This is a genomic window from Caulobacter segnis (assembly GCF_003243465.1).
In the GTDB taxonomy this organism is placed as follows: Bacteria; Pseudomonadota; Alphaproteobacteria; order Caulobacterales; family Caulobacteraceae; genus Caulobacter; species Caulobacter segnis_A.
Genome location: NZ_QFQZ01000062.1, coordinates 1 through 21,091, shown reverse-complemented (window position 1 = coordinate 21,091; position 21,091 = coordinate 1). Strand labels below are relative to the sequence as shown.

Below are 21,091 nucleotides of genomic sequence, written 5' to 3'. Positions count from 1 at the left end.
GGGGTAAACCAGCACACCTTCCCGTGTCATCCCGGAAGCCTCGCAGAGGCTATCCGGGACCCAGGGGGTGCAAGAGCGCCGTGCGAGCCGCCCCTGGGTCCCGGCTCTCCGCGCTTCGCGCTACGGCCGGGATGACACCGGATATTTGTATCGAAGGAGATGCCACGATGGCCGGATCGAGCACCGGGAGTGCGTCGACGCGACGCGTGCTGGCCGCCAGCCTGATCGGCACGGCGGTCGAGTTCTACGACTTCTATATCTACGCCACCGCCGCCTCGCTGGTGTTCGGGCCGCTGTTCTTCCCCGCCAGCTCGCCGGCCATGCAGCTGCTGGCCTCCTATGCCAGCCTGAGCGTGGCCTTCATCGCCCGGCCGCTGGGCTCGATCGTGTTCGGTCACTTCGGCGACCGCATCGGCAGAAAGTCGACCCTGGTGGCCTCGCTGCTGATCATGGGCGGCTCGACCCTGCTGGTCGCCTTCCTGCCGACCTACCACCACATCGGCTGGGTCGCGCCGTTCCTGCTGTGCCTGCTGCGCTTTGGCCAGGGCTTCGGCCTGGGCGGCGAGTGGGGCGGCGCGGCCCTGCTGGCGGTCGAGAACGCCCCGCCCGGCTTCCGCGCGCGTTTCGGCATGTTCCCGCAGTTGGGCGCGCCGGTCGGCTTCATCGCCGCCAACGGCCTCTTTCTCATTCTCGGCGCGGTGCTGACGCCCGAGCAGTTCCAGGCCTGGGGCTGGCGCGTGCCGTTCCTGGGCAGCATCCTGCTGGTCGGGGTGGGCCTGTGGATCCGCCTGAAGCTGACCGAGACGCCCGCCTTCGCCGCCGCCGCTCACGAAGCGCCGCCGCCGCACGTGCCGGTCGCCGAGCTGATGAAGACCCACGCGCGCGAGACGATCGGCGGCACCTTCGCGGTCGTGGCCTGCTTCGCCCTCTTCTACCTGACCACCGCGTTCTCGCTCGGCTATGGCGTCACGACCCTGGGCTATGGCCGCCAGCAGTTCCTGGGCGTGCTGCTGTTCGCCATCCTGTTCATGGCGGCCGGCATCGTCTGGGCCGGCTACTGGGCCGACAAGTCCAGCCCGCGCCGCGTTCTGATGTCGGGCTCGGTGCTGACCATCGTCGCGGGCGCGGCCCTGGCGCCGATGATGGCCTCCGGCTCGCTGCCGGCCATCACCGGCTTCCTGTGCTTGGCCCTGGTGGTCATGGGCCTGGTCTACGGGCCGCTCGGCGCCTGGCTGCCCAGCCTGTTCCCCGCCCGCGTGCGATATACCGGCGCCTCGATCGCCTTCAATGTCGGCGGCGTGATTGGCGGCGGCATGACCCCGGCCATCGCCCAGGCCCTGGCCACCCACGGCGGGCTGAAGCTGGTCGGCCTCTACCTCGCGGCCGCCGGCGCGATCAGCCTGCTGGCGCTGCTTCCGCTGAAGCGGGCGGACAGTCTGTAAGGGCTTCGCCGCACTGACGTGTCGCCGGGGAATACGGGCGATGGAATGTCGGCAATAATCTCCAAGACGCGCCCCGCCCCGCCCCGCTAAACTCCGGCCGATACACCGCTGGAGTTCCCCATGATCGACCTCGTCATCGAAGCCCGCCGCAAGAACCTCGGCAATTTCGAGGTCGGACGGGTGCTGCCGTTCCACGCCCACCGGATGGTCGGGCCGTTCACCTTCCTCGACCACATGGGTCCGGCGACCTTCCAGCCCGGCTTCACCAAGGACGCGGACGTGCGCCCGCACCCGCACATCGGCCTCTCGACCCTGAGCTATCTCTTCCAAGGCGAGATCACCCACCGCGACAGCGTCGGCTCGCTGGCGGTGATCAAGCCGGGCGAGGTCAACTGGATGACCGCCGGGTCGGGGATCACCCACTCCGAACGCTTCGAGGGCCTGCGCGAGCACGGCGGCCGCATGGACGGCATGCAGGCCTGGATCGCCCTGCCCAAGGAATACGAGGAGATCGACCCGAGCTTCACCCATCACGAAGGCCCCCAGGACCTGCCGTACTACGAGAACGGCGGGCTGAAGGCGCGGCTGATCGCCGGCGAGGCGTTCGGCGCCAAGTCGAACGTGCCGGTCTATTCGCCGCTGTTCTATGTCCACTGGGAGCTGGAGCCAGGCACGACCGCCGCCCTGCCGGCCGAATATTCCGAGCGCGCGGCCTATGTCGCCGAGGGCCGGGTCGAGGTCGATGGCCGCGAACTGACCACCGCCCAGATGGCCGTGTTCGCGCCGGGCGAGACGGTGGTGTTCAAGGCCCTGGAGCGCTCCACCGTCATGCTGCTGGGCGGCGAGCCGGTGGGGCCGCGCTTCATCGAGTGGAACTTCGTCTCCTCGTCGAAGGACCGGATCGAGCAGGCCAAGGCCGACTGGAAGGCGGGCCGCATGAAGCTGCCCGACCTCGACCACGACGAGTTCATCCCCTTGCCCGACGGCCCGCCCCCGCCGGCCAACCCGATGTCGTGAGGCGGCGACAAGCGCAACCGATCTCACGGGCCCGGATTATCCGATGACCCCGGCGCCATGGCCGGGCTTGGAGGAGATTCCATGCGTATCGTGATGATGGCGGCCGTCGCGGCCCTGGCCCTGTCCACCGCGGCCTGCGAGAACAAGCAGGAGAAGGCGCGCGAGGCGGCCGCCGAGAGCACCAACGCCGCCAGCGAAGCCGCCGCTGCGGCCCAGGCCGCCGCCCAAGCCGCCAACGCCACCAGCAGCGCCGCGACCGCCACCACCGAGGACGGTAAGGAAGCCGCCGCCGACCAGGCTAAGGCCGCCGGCGAAGCCGCCGAAAAGGCCGGCGACAAGGCCAAGGACGCCGCCGACAAGGCCCAGGACGCGGCGCACTAGCCCGCGCCCATGCGTCAAGGCGGGGCCGGTCCAGACGACCGCGCCCCGCTGCGCCTACATCGCCTTGTGCCTGGCGATCGTCGCCGCATCCAGCCGCAGGAACCGCGCGGCGTTGTTATAGAGGATGTCGCGTTTCTGCTTGGGGCTCAGGAACGGCGCCTCCTCGATCACAGCGATCGAGCGCTCGATCGTTTCGGGCCAGACCATCTGATCGGAACCGAACATGATCCGCTCTCCGAACCCGGCGTCCACGAGCGCCTGAAGGTAGCGGTAAAAGGCCGGCCGGGGCTGGGTGTAGACGATCACGCCGGTGTCCACATAGACCTGCGGGTGGGCGTAGAGCAGGGCCAGGGTGTCGTCGAGCATCGGAAAGCCCGCATGCATGACATTGACCCGAAGCTTGGGATGCTTGACCAGCACGTCCTCCAGCAAGAGCGGGCTGCTGAGCCGGGCGCGATAGCCAAGGCCCGGCAGATAGGCCGCCCCGGGTGGCCCAGGGCCGATGTGGATCGCCACCGGGACGTCCAACTGCTCAGCCATGGACCAGAGATTCTCCAGGCGCGGATCGTTGGGCGCGATCCCCTCGTACTGGAAACCGAGCTCGCCGATCACCGCCAGTTGCCCCGCCGCCTTGGCCTTGCCGAACGCTTCCAGCATCACCTTGGGCTTGGAGAGCTCGGCGTCTTCCGGCACGAGGCCCGCCAGCACGCGGTCCGGCGCCAGGGCTTGCCAGGCCATAACGCGCTTGTACGAGCCGCTGACCACGCCGATGACGTTGCGCTTGCGCAGGATCGCCAGGGTCTTGTCGCGGATCTCGTCGTCGGTCGTCGGCGACCAGATGGGGTCGGCGCAGGCGGGCTTCTTGAAAAAGCCGACAAACCCCTCAACCCATGGCTGGCGCTGGTCCCAAGTCGGCATCGGATCGATCGGCGCGCACATGGCCAGCGGCGGCGGCCCCTGGTCGTCCGCCGCCAGCGCGTGCAGGTGCATGTCGATGATGGGATCGGAGGCCAGGGCGGGCGCGGCCGCCGCCAGGGCGAGCGCCATCAAGGCCATCGGCAAGATTGGTCGTCGCATCTGGAGCCCCCGGATCAGCGCGAAACACCGCCCGCTCGCGGAACAGCGTTCGTCGAGACGGTCAATGAACCCCAGCCGTCACCCGCTGTAAATCCCGCCAATCCAAGATCCGCCGCGGCGGAGACGGCCACGCCCCTTGACCGGGCCGCCGCCCGGTCCGATCACTCTCCCATGACCGACCCCGCCCTGACCGACTTCGTCCGCGGCCTCCCCAAGGCCGAGCTGCACATGCACATCGAGGGCAGCCTCGAACCCGAACTCATGTTCGCCCTGGCTCAGCGCAACGGGATCACCCTGCCCTACAAGTCGGTCGACGAGATCCGGGCGGCCTACCAGTTCTCGAACCTGCAGGACTTCCTGGACATCTACTACCAGGGCGCGGGCGTGCTGATCACGGAAGCCGACTTCAAGGACCTGGCCCTGGCCTATTTCCAGCGCCTGGCGGCCGATGGCGGAACCCACGCGGAGATCTTCTTCGACCCGCAGACCCACACCGATCGCGGCGTCGCCTTCGACACGGTGATCAAGGGCCTGCTGGCTGGCATGGAGGAAGCCAAGAAGACGCTGGGCGTCACGTCTAAGCTGATCCTGTGCTTCCTGCGCCACCTGTCCGAGGAAAGCGCCTTCGAGACGCTGGAGCAGGCCAAGCCTTGGCTGTCGTCGCTGGCGGGCGTGGGCCTGGACAGCTCCGAGGTCGGCCACCCGCCGGCCAAGTTCGCCCGTGTGATGCAGGCCGCGCGGGACCTGGGCCTCAAGGTCGTGGCCCACGCCGGCGAGGAAGGCCCGCCGGAATACGTCTGGGAAGCCATCGATCTCGTGAAGGTCGACCGCATCGACCACGGCAACCGCGCCCTCGAGGACGAGGCCCTGACCGCGCGCCTGGTCAAGGAAGGGACCACTCTGACGGTCTGCCCGCTGTCGAACCTGAAGCTGTGCGGCGTGCCCAGCCTGGACGTCCACCCGCTGAAGCGGATGCTGAGCCTCGGCCTCAAGGCCACGGTCAATTCCGACGACCCGGCCTATTTCGGCGGGTACCTGTTGGAAAACTACCTGGCCACCGCCGACGCCGTCGGCCTCACGCGCGAAGAGATCGTGACCCTGGCCAAGAACAGCTTCACGGGCTCGTTCCTGTCGGACGCCGAGAAGGCCGAGCGGGTGGCGAAGGTCGAGGCCTACGCGGCGGCGAATTGAGCGCCCGCCGATGACCGTCGTCGCCGCCAGCGCCTATGTTCAGGGCCAGCTCGCCCGCGCGCTCAGCCTGGACGATCCCGATAGCCTGACGCCGCGCGACGGCGAGTTCGTCTGGATCGGCCTGGTCGAGCCGGACGAGGCCGAACTGCGCGTGCTGCAACAGGCCTTCGGCCTGCACCCGCTGGCGGTCGAGGACGCCCTGAACGCTCGCCAGACGCCGAAGGTCGACGTATACGGCGATCAGCTGTTCGTCGTCGCCAAGACCGCGCATCTGGAGAACGACAACATCGTCTATGGCGAGACCGACTTCTTCGTCGGCCGGCGCTTCCTGATCACCGTCCGCCACGGCTCGGCCCGGGCCCACACCGAGCTGCGCGCCCAGCTGGAAGCGGCTCCCGCCCTGCTGGCGCACGGCGTCGACTATGTGCTGCACGCGGTGCTGGACTTCATCGTCGACGGCTACATGCCGATCGTCGACACCATCGAGGACGACCTGCACGCCTTCGAGCGTCGGGCCCTGGACGCCTTCCTCAGCCGCGCCGAGATCGCCCGGATCTTCAACCTTCGCCGGGCGCTGATGAAGTTCAAGAAGCTGCTGGGGCCCATGACCCAGGTGGTCAGCGCGCTGGAGCACCACGACCTGCCGTGCATCGACACCGAGGTGCGGGCCTATTTCCGCGACGTGCGCGACCACATCCAGCGCACCGAGATCCTGGTCGACGGCCTGCGCGAGGTGCTGACCTCGGTCTTCGAAATCAGCAGCCTGCTGGAGCAGCAGCGTCAGGGGACGATCACCCGGCAACTGGCCGCCTGGGCCGCCATCCTGGCCGTGCCGACGGCGGTGGCCGGGGTATACGGCATGAACTTCGAGCACATGCCCGAGCTGAAGTGGACCTACGGCTATCCCGCCGTACTCGCCGGCATCGTCGTGATCTGCGGCCTGCTCTACCGGCGGTTCAAGCGGACGGGCTGGCTGTAAGCCCCAGCAGTTCGTGATGCCGCGCGGCGTCGATGCCGTCGCGCTGCTCCTGGGCCAGCCGGCTCTTGTCGCCCTCTGGCAGGATCAGGGTCGGGCGCTCGTCGGGGGCCTGGAACTGGACCAGCATCCGGGAGCCAAGCGACGTCCCCGGATAGGGCTCCAGCCTGTTGGCCAGCTTGCAGGGGTGAGGCGGCTCGTCCCGGCCGTCCTCCTCGTAGAGGTCGAGATAGCGCTCGAACACCTCGGGCTCGACCTCGGCCCAGACGCCCCAGCCGAAATAGTCGTCCTCGCCGATCAGAGGCACCGGCAAGATGCCGCGAATGAAGAAGCGATCGCCCCACTGGCAGAGGTCGTCGCTGAACCGCGCCTCGGTTTCGCGCTCCTCCTCCGGAAGCGCCCAGACCTCGTCGGGAAGGGTAAAGCCGCGATCTCTGGATAGACCGTCGTGCCGCCGACCGCAGGTCGCGCAATCGAATGCTTGGGCCATCTGAACCTTCGGGCGTGAAAGACGCGCCGAGGATTAGGCCAAGTCGGGCGCGGACTCTAGGCCAACGCTTCCCGCAGCGCGTCGCACAGGCGGTCCAGGCCCTCGATGTCGAGGCCGGGATCGAGCTCGATGACCACGGTCGAGGCGGCGATGTGGTCGGCGGTCGGGGTATCGTCGGCCTTCACGGTCAGATCGCGGACGGCGCAGCTGGCGGCCACGCCCGCCTGGCGCAGCTTCCAGGCCACGGTGCCGGCGTCGTCGCCTGGCAGGGTCAGGGCGCAGGTCGGCGAGATCCAGCTCATGCCCCAGCCCGGCTGGAAGCTGACGCCGCTGTCGAGCAGCAGCACGCGCAGTTGTTGGGCCGTGGCGCAGAGGCGGTGGCGCAGGCGCGACCAGGCGACCACGCCGTCATCGCCGACAAAGGGCCGCGACTCGATGCCGTTGACCGGCGTGGCGTCCTCGCAGGCGACGAACACGCCCTGGCCGCTGGGCAGGCCGATCAGCACCGGCACGGGCGCCTCGATCATCACGTCGAAAGCCCCGAAGGCGTCGACCAGAATCGGCAGGCCGGTCTCGTCGCGGAAGGCGGCCCAGGCGCGCATGTCGGGCGCACGGCCGTGGGCGGCGGCGGGGACGATGGCTTCCAGAGGACCGGGCGCGTGGGGCAGGCGCTCGCGCAGATGGCGGGTGTCGAACATGGCGCTGAACGGATCGACGTCGACCAGCCAGGCCGTCAGGCCGGCCGCGGCGACGCCGGCCAGGGTCTCCAGGTCCGCCAGGGCCGACACCACGCAGACGCCGCCGGCCCGCACGCCCATCGCCTTCAGCGCCGCCGCGACGGTCGTGGTCCGGTCGGCGAACGCGCGCGCACGCACCGGGCGCGCGAAGCGCCCGGCCAGGCGCTGCTCCAGGTCGGAAGCGTAGCCGCGCGCCCCGAGCGCCTTGGCGACGGCGTCGAAATCCACGGGCTCCAGCCCGACCGCAGCAGGAGCGAGCGCCGGCGTGAACAGGGGCGAAAGGGCGAACGGCTGAGGCGACATGGCGTGAACTTGGATCCGTGAAGAACCAGGCGGCCTAGGGGCCGCGTTCGATGGTTAAGCAACGGTATCCAGCGATTCCACGGCCCCTAATGCGGCGCGCCGTCGCGGCAAAAATGTCTATCGGCTAGGCGAATTCTGCCAGGTTTCGCGCAGTTCGCGCTTCAGGACCTTGCCGATATGGCTGCGCGGCAAGGCGTCGACGAAACGAACCTCCGCCAGCCGCTGGGTCTTGCCGACCTTGTCGTTGACGAAGGTCTTGATCGCGTCGGGATCGGCCGCGCCACGGGTCGCGACGAAGGCCACGGGCGTCTCGCCCCAGGCGTCGGAGGGCACGCCGACCACCGCCGCCTCGACCACCGCCGGATGGGTCGCCAGCACAGCCTCCAGGTCGGACGGATAGATGTTGAAGCCACCGCTGATGATCATGTCCTTCTTGCGGTCCATCAGCGTCAGGAAGCCGTCCTCGTCGAACCGGCCGACGTCGCCGGTGCGGATGAAGGACAGGCCCTCCGGCGAGATCCAGGTCGCCTCGGCGGTCTTGTCGGCCCGGCCGTGATAGCCGTTCATCATCGAGGCCGAGCGGCCGACGATCTCGCCGACCACGCCCGGACCGACCTGGACGCCGTCCTCGTCGATCAGGCGGATGTCGTGACCGGGCGCCGGGCGGCCCACCGTGTGCAGCTTGTCCGGATGCTCGTGGGCCATCAGGATGCAGGTGCCGCCGCCCTCGGTCATGCCGAAATACTCGACGAGGCCGCCGCGCCAGCGGCGGAGAACCTCCGCCTTCAGCTCGGCCGAGAACGGGGCGCTGGTGCAGAACTTCATCCGCGTGGACGACAGGTCGTAGCGGTCGAAGTCCGGGTGCTCCATCAGCCGGCGGTACTGCACCGGCACCAGCATGGTGTGGGTGACGCGATGCTTCTGGGCCAGTTCCAGATAGCGGACCACGTCGAACTTCTTCATCAGCACGACGGTCCCGCCGCCGGCCAGGGTCGGGAAGAAGCAGACCAGCGTGGTGTTGGAATAGAGCGGCGTCGACAGCAGGGTGACCGGCGTGTGGCTGTAGCCGATCGTGTCGCCGACGAAGATGTGCTTCCAGCGCATGCCGTGCGACTGGACGATGCCCTTGGGCGTGCCGGTCGTGCCGCTGGAATAGATGATGTTGAACGGCTGCTTCGGCGCGATCTCGACCGGCGTCGGCGCCGCGCCCTCCGGCGCGAGCCAGGCGTCGAAGGCTTCTCCCGCGGAAGAGCCGTCCAGCGCGATCTGGCGGACGGGGACCGGCGCGGGCTTCTGGGCTTCGGCGACCCCGGCGTCGAGGAAGAACAGCCTCGCCCCGCAGTCGGCGACCATGCCGGCGATGGCCTCGGGCGTCGACGACGGCGCGATCGGCGCGACCGCCACCCCGGCGCGAAGGGCGCCCAGGAACAGCGCGGCATAGGGGATCGACGACAGGGCGCAGACGGCGACGGCCTCCCCGGGCGCGATGCCGTCGCGCTGCAAGGCGGCGGCGACGCGGTCGGCCAGGGCGTCAAACTGGGCATAGGTGACGGCCTCGCCCGTCTCCATGACGACGGCGAGGCGCTCGGGGTTCTCCCGGGCGCGCTCGCGAAGAATCTCGCCGATGGTCCCGTAGTCGGCGGCGATCATGGCGGCGAGGGTCATGCACTCTTCCTCAAAACGCACTGAAAACGCAAAAACCCGTGTCATCCCGGCCGAAGCGCAGCGTAGAGCCGGGACCCAGGGGCGGCCCGCGCCGCGCTCTTTCACCCCCTGGGTCCCGGATAACGCCTGCGGCGTTTCCGGGATGACACGCTATTAGAACCGAGGAGCGGGGCCTTACCGCTCATCACCCCACCCCTACCCCTCCCCATCAAGGGGAGGGGAATTCAGCTAAGCGTCCTTGAACCCCTTGCCCTCGGCGACCAGGCGCTCCAGCAGGGCCGAGGGCTTGAAGTCGTCGCCGAGCTCGGCGTGGAACTCGCGCATCTTGGCCAGAATCTTGTCGAGGCCGACGAGCTCGCCCCAGAACATCGGGCCGCCGCGATAGACCGGCCACCCATAGCCGTTGATCCAGACGATATCGATGTCGGACGCCCGGATGGCCTTGCCCTCTTCCAGGATCTTCGCGCCCTCGTTGACCATCGGATAGAGGCACCGCTCCAGGATCTCCTGGTCGGTGATCGTGCGGCGCTGGATCTGGCGCTTCTCGGCGAAGTCGCGGATCACCTGCTCGACGACGGGCGAGGGGCTGGCGTTGCGGTTCTCGTCGTAGTCGTAGAAGCCCTTGCCGTTCTTCTGGCCGCGGCGGTCCATCTCGCACAGCACTTCGCGCACGGTCGAGGAGCTGGTCTTGGCCGGGTCCCAGCCGATGTCGAGGCCGGCGAGATCGCTCATCGCGAACGGCCCCATCGGCAGACCGAAGTCATACAGCACCCGGTCGACATCCCAGGGCATGGCGCCTTCCAGGATCAGCTTCTGGGCCTCGCGCTGGCGCTGGGCCAGCATGCGGTTGCCGACGAAGCCGTAGCAGACGCCCACCAGCACCGCGACCTTGCCGATGGTCTTCGACAGCTTCATGCAGGTGGCGATGACTTCCTTCGACGTCTTGTCGCCGCGCACCAGCTCCAGCAGTCGCATGACATTGGCCGGTGAGAAGAAGTGGGTGCCGATCACGCTTTCCGGACGGCTGGTCACCGCCGCGATCTCGTTGACGTCGAGATACGAGGTGTTGGTCGCCAGGATCGCGCCGGGCTTGGCGATCTTGTCCAGCTTGGCGAAGACCTCCTTCTTGATCTCCATCAGCTCGAACACGGCCTCGATGACCATGTCGCAGTCGGCCAGCGCCTCCATCTCCATGGAGGGCGTCAGCAAGCCCATGCGCTTTTCGACATCGTCCTGGGTCAGACGGCCCTTCTTGGCGGTGTTCTCGTAGTTCTTGCGGATGACGCCGACGCCACGCTCCAGGTTCTCCTGCTTGGCCTCGATGATCGTCACCGGGATGCCGGCGTTCAGGAAGTTCATGGCGATGCCGCCGCCCATGGTGCCGGCGCCGATGACGCCGACCTTCTTGACCGGGATCGTCGGGGTGTCGTCCGGCACGTCCGGGATCTTGGCGGCCTGGCGTTCGGCGAAGAACACATAGCGCTGGGCGGCCGACTGGCTGCCGGTCATCAGTTCCATGAACAGACGGCGCTCTTCCTTCAGCCCCTCGTCGAAGGGCAGGTTCACCGCCGCCTCGACGCACTTGATGTTGTTCTCGGGGGCCATGAAGCCGCGGAACTTCTTGGCGTTGGCCTTGCGGAAGGCCTCGAAGATCTCGGGCCGGCCGCGCGCGGCCTCGACCTTGTCGGAGAGCTCGCGGACCTTGTTCAGCGGACGGTTCTCGGCCACGACCTTACGGGCGAAGGCGATGGCGCCCTCGCGCAGCTTGCCTTCCTCGACCAGCTCGTCGAACAGGCCCATGGCGTGGGCGGCCTTGGCCGGGACGTGCTGACCGCTGGTGACCATCTCCAGCGCCTTCTCGACGCCGACGATGCGCGGCAGGCGCTGGGTGCCGCCGGCCCCGGGCAAGAGGCCGATGTTCACTTCCGGCAGGCCCGCCTTGGCCGAGGGGACGGCGACGCGGTAGTGCGCCACCAGCGCCACCTCCAGGCCGCCGCCCAGGGCGGTGCCATGGATCGCCGCGACCACCGGCTTGGGCGCGTTCTCGATGACGTTTTGCACGTCCTGTAGCGACGGGCCGGTCATGGCCTTGCCGAACTCGGTGATGTCGGCGCCGGCGATGAAGGTCTTGCCGTCGCAGATCAGCACGATCGCCTTGACCGCCGGGTCGGCGATGGCGGCCTCGAAGGCGCCCTTCAGCCCCTCGCGGACCACGGCCGACAGGGCGTTGACCGGCGGCGAGTTCAGCGTGACGACGCCGACGTCGCCTTCCACGGAGAAATCAGTGACGGCGTTGATCGCGGCCATGCGGCTTCCACCCTTGCTCTTGTGTTGCTTTCGGCTTGAACAACCGTTTGAGAAACCCTGCACGCTCAAGCGAAGATGTCCAGAGCGCCGTAACGGCGCCCATTTCGCAGGCGCCCGCCGTTGACGGACCGCGCCTCCATACTGCAAGTTCGAACGGTAGTTTCAGCCGTGATCCGACGGCCGGGGGAGGGCCCGGTCAAAGGCGACGAAACAACTGTTTTTTCGTCGGAATGGTCACAGCTGCCCGGTGCGTTCGCAGTGAGACACGGATTTTGGACGCGCCTTGCACGTGTCCCGACGTTTCGAAGTCCGTGTTCGGCGAGCGTGGCGCGCCTCCCCGGGGCGCGGCCGACTTCGGTGTGTCCCTCGGCGCGGGAGCCCCCCTCCCGCGCCGGATTTTTAGAGGGGATGAGCAACAATCCTTCCTCCCTATTAGGGGGAGGTGGATCGCCGCGAATACGCGGCGAGACGGAGGGGGGTCCGCGAAGCGGTTGTGCGCTCGCCGCCTCACAGGGCCCCTCCACCGGCGCTCGCCGGTCCCCCTCCCCCAGAGGGGGAGGAGGATTTTCGCCCTACCCCGCCGCCTCCGTCAGGCTGGAATAGACCAGCGTCCGCAGCTCGCGCCGGATGGGATAGGCGCTGGACGGCATCAGCTGGGTCATGAACACAACCGCCAGGTCTTCGACCGGGTCGATCCAGAAGGCGGTCGAGGCCATGCCGCCCCAGAAGTACTCGCCGGGCGAGCCGAGGTTCTTGGTGCGGGCCAGGTCCACCGTCATGGCGAAGCCGAGGCCGAAGCCCAGGCCTTCGAACACCGCCTCGCTGAACAGCGACTTGGAGAGGTCCGTCAGTTCCTTGCCGCCGGGCAGGTGGTTGATGGTCATCAGCCTGATAGTCTTGGGGCTGAGCAGCCGCGCGCCGTCCAGTTCGCCGCCGTTCAGCAGCATCCGGCAAAAACGCATGTAGTCGTCAGCGGTGGAGACGAGGCCGCCGCCGCCCGACTTCAGCGACGGGTCGGTCAGATACTTGCTCTTCTCGGGATCGTCCTGCAGCACGACCTTACCCGACGGCGTCAGGGCGTAGCAGGCGGTGAAGCGGGCCCGCTGGCCCTCCGGCACGAAGAAGCCGGTGTCGACCATCTTCAGCGGGTCGAAAATGCGGCTCTTCAGGAAGACGTCGAACGGCTGGCCCGAGATCGTCTCGACCAGATAGCCCAGCACGTCGGTGGCGACGGAGTAGTTCCACGACTCGCCCGGCGAGAACTCCAGCGGCACGGTTCCCAGCGTGTCGACGAAGGCCTGCAGCCCGCCCTCGCTGTCCACGCCGTCCAGCTTCAGCTTGCGATAGGCGGCGTCGACATTGGTGCGCTGCTGGAAGCCGTAGGTCAGGCCCGCGGTGTGCCGCAGCAGGTCGATCATCCGCATCGGCTCGGTGGTCGGCTTGGTCAGGAAGGCGCCCGGCACGCCGCCGTTGAACACGCCCAGGCTCCGCCAGGCCGGAATGAAGCGGTGCACCGGATCGTCCAGCGCCACCAGGCCGTCCTCGACCAGCATCATGAAGGCGACGCTCGTGATCGGCTTGGTCATCGAATAGATGCGGAACAGGCTGTCGGCCTTCAGCGGCTTGCCGCGCTCGACATCGGCGTGGCCCAGCACCGAGGTGTGGGCCAGCTGCCCCCGCCGCCACACCTGGGTCAGGGCGCAGGGCAGCTTTCCGCTGTCGATGTATTTGGACTGGATGAAGCCGTCGATGCGCTTCAGGCGCTCGGACGACATTCCCACCGCTTCGGGCGTGCTCAAGACGTTTCCTCCCCTAGATGATGACTTTCTTGGCGTCGGCGCGGAAAAGCCGGAGCGACGTTCGGCCGCAACGCAAACTTTACCCCAACGAGCGCATTCTGATTGAAGACGAGAGGATCAGGATGGGCAAGCACTTGGACGCGGGAGCTGCCTTGCGGATCGAAGCGGCCGCCGCCGACTGGTTCTTCCAGAACAGCCTCGACATGTTCGTCGTGCTGAGCGGCCGCTCGATCGCCCGCGTCAATCCCGCCTGGACCCAAGCGACCGGCTGGAGCACCGAGGACTCGCTGGGCCGGCACATCAACGACTTCTTCCATCTGCACGACAAGCCGATCATCGAAGACATAGGCCGGATCCTCAAGGCCCGCGGCCAGGCCACCGGCGAGCATCGCCTGGCGCGCAAGGGCGGCGGCTGGCTGTGGGTGCGCTCGCAGTCCAAGGTGCTGGAAGGCGACGACCTGCTGATCGTCTTCCAAGACCGCACCGAGGAGCGCGCCCGCAACATCGCCCGCCAGCAGGCCGAGCGCTCGAACGAGCTGCTGCGCACCGCCACAGGCATCTTCGTCTGGCGCTTCAACCCGCGCAAAGGGGTCTATGCCTTCGACCAGGACATCCCCACGCCCAGCCATCCCGAGGGCGGCGCGCGGACGATGACTATCCAGGAGATGACCCAGTCGATCCATCCCGACGATCGTGACCGCGCCTGGGAGGCGCTGACGCGATCCCTGCGCACCGGCGAGCATGTCGACATCGACTACCGATACCTGGACCCGCCGACAGGCCGCTGGGCCCATATCCACTCGTCCTGGCGCGGCGTCCGCGGCTCCAGCCCCGACGCCTGGGACGTGATCGGCATCAGCCAGGACGTCACCGAGCTGGTCGAGGCCCGCGACGCGGCCCTGGCCGCCGCCGACGCCAAGAGCCAGTTCCTGGCCAATATGAGCCACGAGATCCGCACGCCGATGAACGGGGTGCTGGGCGTGCTGCACCTGCTGAAGAAGGAGAGCCTGTCCGCCGACGGCCGCCGGCTGCTGAACGAGGCGCTGGACTGCGGCGAGATGCTGTCCCAGCTGCTCAACGACATCATCGACGTCTCCAAGATCGAGGCGGACAAGCTGGAACTGGCGCCCGAGCCGACCGAGCCGGCCGAGCTGCTGCGGGGCGTGGCCGAGATGCTGCGACCGCAAGCCGAGGCCAAGGGTCTCTATCTGCGCGTGGAGGCCCCGCAGAAAGGGCGTGAAGACGACCTGGGCTGGGTGAACACCGACCCGCTGCGCCTGCGCCAGGCGCTGTTCAACCTGCTGGGCAATGCAGTGAAGTTCACGCCGAAGGGCGGCGTCGTCGCGCGGCTGTCCGGTCGCCGCGCGGACGATCGCCTTCGCCTGCGGTACGAGATCGAGGACACTGGCGTCGGCATCGGCCCCGAAGCGGCCGCCTCGCTGTTCGAGCGCTTCCACCAGGGCGACGGCTCGACGACGCGGCGCTTTGGCGGCTCGGGCCTGGGCCTGGCGATCTGCCGGCGCCTGGCGCAGATGATGGGCGGCGACGTGGGGTTCTCCAGCACGCCGGGCCAAGGCTCGACCTTCTGGCTGGAAATCGACGCCGAGGCCGGCGCGCCGCCCGAGGAGACGCCCGAGGACGATGAGGCGCCGCTGTTCTCAGGCCTGCGCGTGTTGCTGGTCGAGGACAACGCCACCAACCGTCTGATCGCCGGCCGGATGCTCGAGGCCCTGGGCGCGCGAGTCTCGCTGGCCGAGGACGGGATCGAGGGCGTGGCCATGGCCCGCGAGGGTTTCGACCTGATCCTGATGGATATCCAGATGCCGGGCATGGACGGCGTCGAGGCCACCCAGCGCATCCGCGCCCTGCCCGCCCCCGCCGGCGCCGCCCCGATCCTGGCCATGACCGCCAACGCCATGGCCCACCAGCAGGCCGGCTATGTCGCCGCCGGCATGGACGGCGCGGTCGCCAAGCCGCTCTCGCCCGTCGCCCTCGCCCGCGCCATCATCCAGGCGCTGACCCTCGAGCGGACGACGGCGCAGAAAGCGTCCTGATGGGCGAGCAGGCGTCGTTGAAACATTCCTGACAAACCCTGACGCTAGGGGAGGCGATCGTCTCTCTACGGAAGGGACGGCCTTTCGGGCCGGGCTTCGCTCACCTAGATAGGCGAGACGTCCGATCGCGCGATCCGTGGAGGATCGCGTGCTTATGGGGTGAGTACGATGGACGATGGCCGGATTGGCGGGGCGGCGACGGAGCGCTACGCCCGCAAGAAGGAAACCATCCTGGCCGCGGCCACGGCGATCCTGAACCGCCAGGGCGTGCGCGGCATGACCCTGTCCGACGTCGCCGCCCAGGTGGGGCTGAACACCACCAGCGTCACCTACTACTACCGCAAGAAGGACGACCTGGCCGCCGCCTGCTTCATGCGGGGGCTGGAACGCTTGGAGGCGATGGTCGAAGAGGCCGCCGCCCAGGGCTCGCCCGCCGACCGCATCGTCAAGTTCCTTGAGCTCTATCTCGACCTGCACCGGGCCGTGCGCCAGGGCGAGGCCACGCCGCTGACCAGCTTCGCCGAGGTCAAGGCGCTGAAGGAGCCCCTGCGCGGCTCGGTGGTCGAGGCGTTCAACAACCTGTTCCGGCGGGTCCGGAGCTTCTTCGACGATCCGTCCCTGGCCCACCTGGACAAGCGTCAGCGCAACGCCCGCGCCCACCTGCTGATGGAGCAGGTGTTCTGGTCGGGCCGCTGGCTGCGTCGCTACGACGTCGAGGACTATGGCCGGGTGCGCGACCGGATGGGCGACATCCTGCTGAACGGCCTGCCGGCCAGCGGCCGCGCCTGGGCGCCGCGCCCCCTGCCCGACCCGACCCCGTCGTCCCAGGACAACGCGGCGCAGGAAGGCCTGGAGTGGCGCGAGACCTTCCTGGTCGCCGCCACCCGCCTGATCAACCAGCGCGGCTATCGCGGCGCCTCGGTCGAGGAGATCTCGGCGGCGCTGAACGTGACCAAGGGCTCGTTCTACCACCACCACGACGACAAGGACGCCCTGGTCGCCGAGTGCTTCGAGCGCACCTTCACCGTCACCCGCCGTTCGCAACTGGACGCCCGCGCCCTCGACGCCGACAGCTGGACGCAGCTGGTGTCGACCGCCGCCGGCCTGACCAGCTATCAGCTGTCCGAGCATGGACCGCTGCTGCGCGCCTCGTCGCTGAGCGCCCTGCCCGAACCCCTGCGCGGCGACATGGCCGACGGCTATATGCGCGGCTGGCAGCGCTTCGCCTCGATCATCTCCGACGGGATCGCCGACGGCTCGATCCGCCCGATCGACCCCAGCATCGCCGCCCACATGATCAACTCGATGCTGAACGCCGCCGCGTCCCTGCCGACCTGGGTCCCGGGACTGGACGGAGAGGAAGCCGCGGCGCTGTTCGCGCGGCCGCTGCTGACGGGGGTGTTGCGATAGCCTCCTTCTCCCCTTGCAGGAGACGGACGAACTGTTGCGACAGATTAACCATAAACTAGGTCCCAAGGCCGCTGGCTGATACCCTCAAGGCACTGATTCGCCTTGAGTCTCGCCGCATGACGACGATCAATCCGTACTCGTCGACCTACGCGCCTGGCCTGACCGCCGGCCAGACGGCGACGCAGCGCGCCAGTCAGGTCACCGGCTATGGCCAGACGCGCGACCAGAGCCCGACCATCAACACCCCGGCGGTCAATGTCACCCTGTCGCCCGCCGCCCAGGCGGCGCTGAAGGCCCAGACCGACTCCCGCACGATCGAGGGCGTGGTCGCCGAGGCCAAGGCCCAGATCACGGCCCGGCTGAAGGCGGCCGGAACGGCTGCCGCGCTGAAGGACGGCAACCCGACGATCGACGTCTCGAGCCTGGACCGCCGCACCCTCTACGCCGTGGCCAGCAACCAGGGCGGCGGCTTTCCGATCGAGCAGCAGGTGGTCGCGTCCCTGGCCCTGAAGGCCCAGAGCGATAAGGTCCTGGCCGGCCCCGCCGCCCAGGCCCGGCTGACCGGCGACTACGCCAGCCTCTACCAGACCGCCATCGACCAGATGGACCTGGCCGGCCCAGAGGAAAAGGCCTCCGCCGCCTGGAGCCGCGACCGCGCGGCCCTGGTGGAGGCCCGCGGCCAGGCTGTCACCCGTCCGGGCCTGGCCCCGGTTGGCGTGCAGAACGACACCGTCGCGGCCTATATGCACGAGGCCGGCGGGGTGGTGGCCGGCGCCAAGACCCGCGACTTCGGCAAGGTCGCCACCGACGTGCGCGCGGCGCTCGACAAGCAATATTCCCTGGCGACCCACCCCGACGCGGCCAAGGACCCCGACAGCGGCGACATCGACTTCCGCCGCTTCGACGACCGCTCGCTGGCGGCGGTGGCGCTGAACCAGGACGGCCAGTTCTCGACGCACGAGATCCGCATGGCCCAGATCGAGATCCGTTCGCGCGACAGCGCCGCGATCAAGGCCAGCTACCAGTCGACCAGCAACGATGACGGCGGCTTCGGCAAGGCGATGATCACCCGCTACGCCGGGATGACGACCGAGGAGCGGCAGGCCTCCGGCTGGACGCCCGAAACCTACGCCAAGATGGTCGAGCTCCAGGCCTCGCGCGAGAAGCTGAGCCAGATGTTCAACGCGGATGGCTCGATGGCCGGGCCGCCGAGCTTGTTGGATTATCTGTAGCAATCTAACCCGACCTCCCCGGCGAATGCCGGGGCCCGGATCGAACCCGCGAACTCAACGCGCTTGCGAGGCGGCTTGGCGCGTTCACCCCAAGCTCTCTGGCTGTATCTGGGCCTCGGCATTCGCCGCGGAAGTCGGCCGAGAGGCTCACCCCTGCGTCAGGCCCCGCACGCCTTGCCAAAATTTGCCAACAGCGCAATGCTGACCTCATGACGACGATGAACATCTCGCTTCCCGACACGCTCAAGGACTTCGTCGATGAGCAGGTTACTGGCCGCGGTTATGGGTCGAGCAGCGAATATGTGCGGGAGCTGATCCGCAAGGATCAGGATCGTCAAAAGCTGCGCGGCCTGCTGCTCGAGGGGGCCAATTCCTCGCCTAGCGCCGTCGCTCATGAAGACTACTTCGCGGCTCTTCGGGCGCGTGTGCGCGCCCAACGGTGACGGCGTACCCGATCGTTCGGCGCGGGCGCGCCGAGCAAGACGTCGATGAAGCGTTAGGCTTCTACCTAGCCGAGGCCGGCGGAAAGGTCGCGCTTGGCTTCATCGAGGCGCTGGAACAACGCTATCGCCGTATCAGCGAGGGCCCCGCCGCCGGCTCCAGCCGCTACGCTCACGAGCTCGACCTTCCCGGTCTGAGAAGTCGCGCGCTGAAGGGCTACCCCTATCTCGTCTTCTATGTTCAGCGCCTAGACCACATCGACGTTTGGCGGGTCCTGCACGCAGCCAGCGACATCCCAGCCTGGATCAGCGACGAGGGGCTTTAGCTCTCACCCCAGCGTCAGGAACCCGTGGGCCTTAACGAGGCTCTCACCGGCCGCGATGCGGGCGCTGGGATTGGGCTTGGGCTCGCCGACCTTGACCAAGGTGTTGCGGTCGACGTGGCGGAACGGTTCGTCGCGTCCGTGGACCTGCAGCATGGTCGTCGAGACATAGGACCAGCCGCCGTCGTCCTCGAACCGCACGTCCAGCTGGTAGGAGTCCGTCCGGAAGGCCCACTCCAGGAAGTCGGTCGAGCAGATCCCATAGCCTGGGCCGCCCCGTTCGGCGCGCACCGACAGGCCCGAGCCATCGGCGCTGGCCTGGCCCTTGGCGAGGGCCACCTGGCCGCGCGGGATGGCCAGGGTCTGCATGACGAGGCCCGTCGCCGGCTCCCACAGCCAGTAGCCGATCTGGTCGTGGAAGGTCACGTCCTCGTCCGAGGCGACGATGTGGACGTGGTAGCGCAGGCCGTACAGCAGCTGCGGCCCGTTGGCCTGCGGGTCGATCGGGTGCAGTTCGATGCGCTCGAGGAACTCGCGACGCTCGGGACCTTCGGCCTTGGGGTTCAGGTCGACGCCCTTGCGGCCTTCCCAGACACCCGCCAGTCGGGTCAGCGGACCCAGATTGGCCAGGGTGTCGGGATCAACGTCTTCCGGTTCGGAGAAAATGTCGGCGGGGAACTCGCTCATGCGTCCTTGGGTCCAATACGGCGCGCACAAGGTCAAGCTCGCCGAAGATAAGGGTTCGTCCGACGGCCGCCTGGCCGCGTATCGGAGTTGTTGATGACACGGATGGGACCGTCCAGCGAGAAGCTTTACCGAACGGCCCAAAGAAGGGTTTCGCATCCTTCGGGGGACGCTTAAGTGGGACAACACCGGTCGCCTCCTCCCGCCTGGGCGCCGCAACAATCGGAACTGATCTTCATGCGTTTCGCCAAGACCGGCCCGGCCGGAGGTTCTGGCTCCTCCTGGGGCGCGCGCTGCGCCCTGCTGGCGGCGACGGCGGCGGCGCTAAGCGGCTGCGTGACCCCCGCGCCGAAGGTCGATGCGCGGCTTCCCGCGACCTATCAGGCGCCGGCGGGAACCCCGCTGCCGACCGAAGCTCTGGACCAGTGGTGGACCAGCTTCAACGACCCGGTCTTGAACGATCTGATCACGACCGCCCTGGCCCAGGCGCCGGACGCGCGTCTCGCCGCCGCCCGGCTGGAGGAGGCCCGCGCCACCCGCCAGGGCCAGATCCGCCAGCTCTATATCCCGTCCACGCCCCTGACGGGCTCGGCCAAGCGCACCGACACCAACATCATCGACCAGAGCGGGACCGGCGGCTTCACCCAGGGCGGGGTCAGCAAGACCTATGCGGCCGACTTCGACGTCTCCTGGGAGCTGGACCTGATCGGCCGGCGCCGCGCCGCCCGCAAGGTGGTCGACAACGACCTGGCCGCCGCCCGCTTCGCCTACGAGGGCGCCCGCGCGGCCCTGGCCGCCAATGTCGCCCAGTCCTATTTCGACGCGCGGGGCTACGCCGTGCAGCTGGAGGACGCCCGCCAGAACGCCCGCATCAGCCAGAGCCTCTACGACGTCGCCGCCGAGAAGGGCCGCCGGGGCCTGTCGGCCACGTCCGAGGGCGAGCGCACCGCCGCCGACCTCGCCCAGGCGCAGGCGCAGGTCGCCCAGCTGGAAGCGCAACTGCAGGCCTCGCGCCGCAGCCTGCTGATCCTGGTCGGCAAGGGCGTCGATCCGCTGGCGACCCTGCCGGTCGATCCCGTCCTGGCCAAGGCCCCGCCGGTTCCCGTCGCCGCGCCCGGCGAGCTGCTGGCTCGCCGTCCCGACATCCGCGAGGCCGCCGCGAGGCTCGCCTCGGCCTCGGGCAATCTCAATGTCAACGAGCTGGCGCTGTTCCCGACCCTGACCCTGACGCCGGGCGTCGGCCTGTCGAAGTCGGTCAGCCCCAGCTTCCTGCAGCCTGGCTCCACGGCCTCGACCACCAGCTCGGCCTGGACCTTGGGGGCGAACCTGTCGATCCCGGTGCTCGACATCCCAAAGCTGCTCTCCGACATCAAGGCCCAGGGCGCGCGCGTCGAGCAGGCGGCGATTACCTACGAACAGACCGTCCAGCAGGCGTTCGGCGAGGCCGAGAACGCGCTCGTGCAATATGACGCCGACCAACGGCGCGTGGCGCTGCTGGCCGCCGGCGAGCGCCGCGCCGCCGTCGCCTACGAGGCCAGCCGCAAGGGCTACGCCGCGGGCCTG

At 68.5% G+C, this 21,091-nt stretch carries 18 protein-coding genes; 11 read left to right on the top strand and 7 right to left on the bottom strand.

The features are described from left to right. Positions 1-167: 167 nt before the first annotated feature. The 3 genes from DI526_RS17060 to DI526_RS17050 all read left to right on the top strand — a co-directional run bounded on the left by DI526_RS17060 (position 168) and on the right by DI526_RS17050 (position 2,840). Complete coding sequence (locus DI526_RS17060; RefSeq protein ID WP_304280550.1) at positions 168-1,442, top strand: MFS transporter; 1,275 nt, start codon at positions 168-170, stop codon at positions 1,440-1,442. Between the two features lie 120 nt (positions 1,443-1,562). Beyond that, positions 1,563-2,459: a pirin family protein gene (locus DI526_RS17055; protein ID WP_304280549.1), complete on the top strand. Its 897-nt coding sequence runs from the start codon at positions 1,563-1,565 to the stop codon at positions 2,457-2,459. Positions 2,460-2,540: 81 nt separating this feature from the next. Then, a complete protein-coding gene (locus DI526_RS17050) occupies positions 2,541-2,840 on the top strand; it encodes a hypothetical protein (RefSeq protein WP_304280547.1) in 300 nt (99 codons plus the stop codon). A 54-nt stretch (positions 2,841-2,894) separates the two neighbouring features. On the opposite strand, the gene DI526_RS17045 is transcribed toward DI526_RS17050, so the two are convergent. Then, positions 2,895-3,896 (bottom strand): amidohydrolase family protein, encoded by a 1,002-nt coding sequence (locus DI526_RS17045; protein ID WP_304280564.1) that lies wholly within the window; start codon positions 3,894-3,896, stop codon positions 2,895-2,897. Between the two features lie 192 nt (positions 3,897-4,088). Between DI526_RS17045 and DI526_RS17040 the strand changes: the two genes are divergently transcribed. Beyond that, entirely contained in the window at positions 4,089-5,108 is a 1,020-nt protein-coding gene (locus DI526_RS17040) for an adenosine deaminase (RefSeq protein ID WP_304280545.1), read from the top strand. A 10-nt stretch (positions 5,109-5,118) separates the two neighbouring features. After that, positions 5,119-6,087 carry a magnesium/cobalt transporter CorA gene (gene corA / locus DI526_RS17035; protein ID WP_304280544.1) on the top strand — a complete coding sequence of 323 codons (969 nt, stop codon included), beginning with the start codon at positions 5,119-5,121 and terminating at the stop codon, positions 6,085-6,087. Here corA and DI526_RS17030 read toward each other — a convergent pair. The 5 genes from DI526_RS17030 to DI526_RS17010 form a co-directional block, all read right to left on the bottom strand. After that, positions 6,065-6,574, bottom strand: coding sequence for a DUF2199 domain-containing protein (locus tag DI526_RS17030; protein WP_304280541.1), 510 nt, complete (start codon positions 6,572-6,574; stop codon positions 6,065-6,067). The two genes, corA and DI526_RS17030, sit on opposite strands and share 23 nt — an antisense overlap. A gap of 56 nt (positions 6,575-6,630) precedes the next feature. Beyond that, positions 6,631-7,614 (bottom strand): DegT/DnrJ/EryC1/StrS family aminotransferase, encoded by a 984-nt coding sequence (locus DI526_RS17025; RefSeq protein ID WP_304280540.1) that lies wholly within the window; start codon positions 7,612-7,614, stop codon positions 6,631-6,633. A gap of 117 nt (positions 7,615-7,731) precedes the next feature. Next, entirely contained in the window at positions 7,732-9,279 is a 1,548-nt protein-coding gene (locus tag DI526_RS17020) for a class I adenylate-forming enzyme family protein (RefSeq protein ID WP_304280538.1), read from the bottom strand. A 228-nt stretch (positions 9,280-9,507) separates the two neighbouring features. Beyond that, positions 9,508-11,586: a 3-hydroxyacyl-CoA dehydrogenase NAD-binding domain-containing protein gene (locus DI526_RS17015; RefSeq protein ID WP_304280537.1), complete on the bottom strand. Its 2,079-nt coding sequence runs from the start codon at positions 11,584-11,586 to the stop codon at positions 9,508-9,510. Positions 11,587-12,158: 572 nt separating this feature from the next. Further along, entirely contained in the window at positions 12,159-13,385 is a 1,227-nt protein-coding gene (locus DI526_RS17010; protein ID WP_304280536.1) for a serine hydrolase, read from the bottom strand. A gap of 122 nt (positions 13,386-13,507) precedes the next feature. On the opposite strand from DI526_RS17010, the gene DI526_RS17005 reads away from it, so the two are divergent. The 5 genes from DI526_RS17005 to DI526_RS16985 all read left to right on the top strand — a co-directional run bounded on the left by DI526_RS17005 (position 13,508) and on the right by DI526_RS16985 (position 18,847). Next, positions 13,508-15,439 (top strand): PAS domain-containing hybrid sensor histidine kinase/response regulator, encoded by a 1,932-nt coding sequence (locus tag DI526_RS17005; RefSeq protein WP_304280534.1) that lies wholly within the window; start codon positions 13,508-13,510, stop codon positions 15,437-15,439. 159 nt (positions 15,440-15,598) lie between these two features. After that, complete coding sequence (locus DI526_RS17000; protein ID WP_304280532.1) at positions 15,599-16,849, top strand: TetR/AcrR family transcriptional regulator; 1,251 nt, start codon at positions 15,599-15,601, stop codon at positions 16,847-16,849. A 116-nt stretch (positions 16,850-16,965) separates the two neighbouring features. Continuing rightward, complete coding sequence (locus tag DI526_RS16995) at positions 16,966-18,081, top strand: hypothetical protein (RefSeq protein WP_304280530.1); 1,116 nt, start codon at positions 16,966-16,968, stop codon at positions 18,079-18,081. 209 nt (positions 18,082-18,290) lie between these two features. Beyond that, the gene (locus tag DI526_RS16990) at positions 18,291-18,524 is read left to right on the top strand and encodes a type II toxin-antitoxin system ParD family antitoxin (RefSeq protein WP_304280528.1); all 234 of its coding nucleotides are present in this window, start codon (positions 18,291-18,293) and stop codon (positions 18,522-18,524) included. Beyond that, positions 18,521-18,847 (top strand): type II toxin-antitoxin system RelE/ParE family toxin, encoded by a 327-nt coding sequence (locus DI526_RS16985; protein WP_304280526.1) that lies wholly within the window; start codon positions 18,521-18,523, stop codon positions 18,845-18,847. Before DI526_RS16990 ends, DI526_RS16985 begins: the two co-directional genes overlap by 4 nt. 3 nt (positions 18,848-18,850) lie before the next feature. Here the strand turns inward: DI526_RS16985 and DI526_RS16980 are convergent, their stop codons facing one another. Further along, complete coding sequence (locus DI526_RS16980) at positions 18,851-19,531, bottom strand: FABP family protein (RefSeq protein ID WP_304280524.1); 681 nt, start codon at positions 19,529-19,531, stop codon at positions 18,851-18,853. 234 nt (positions 19,532-19,765) lie between these two features. Between DI526_RS16980 and DI526_RS16975 the strand changes: the two genes are divergently transcribed. Further along, positions 19,766-21,091: efflux transporter outer membrane subunit (locus tag DI526_RS16975; protein WP_304280522.1), on the top strand; the 1,326-nt coding region annotated here is incomplete at its 3' end.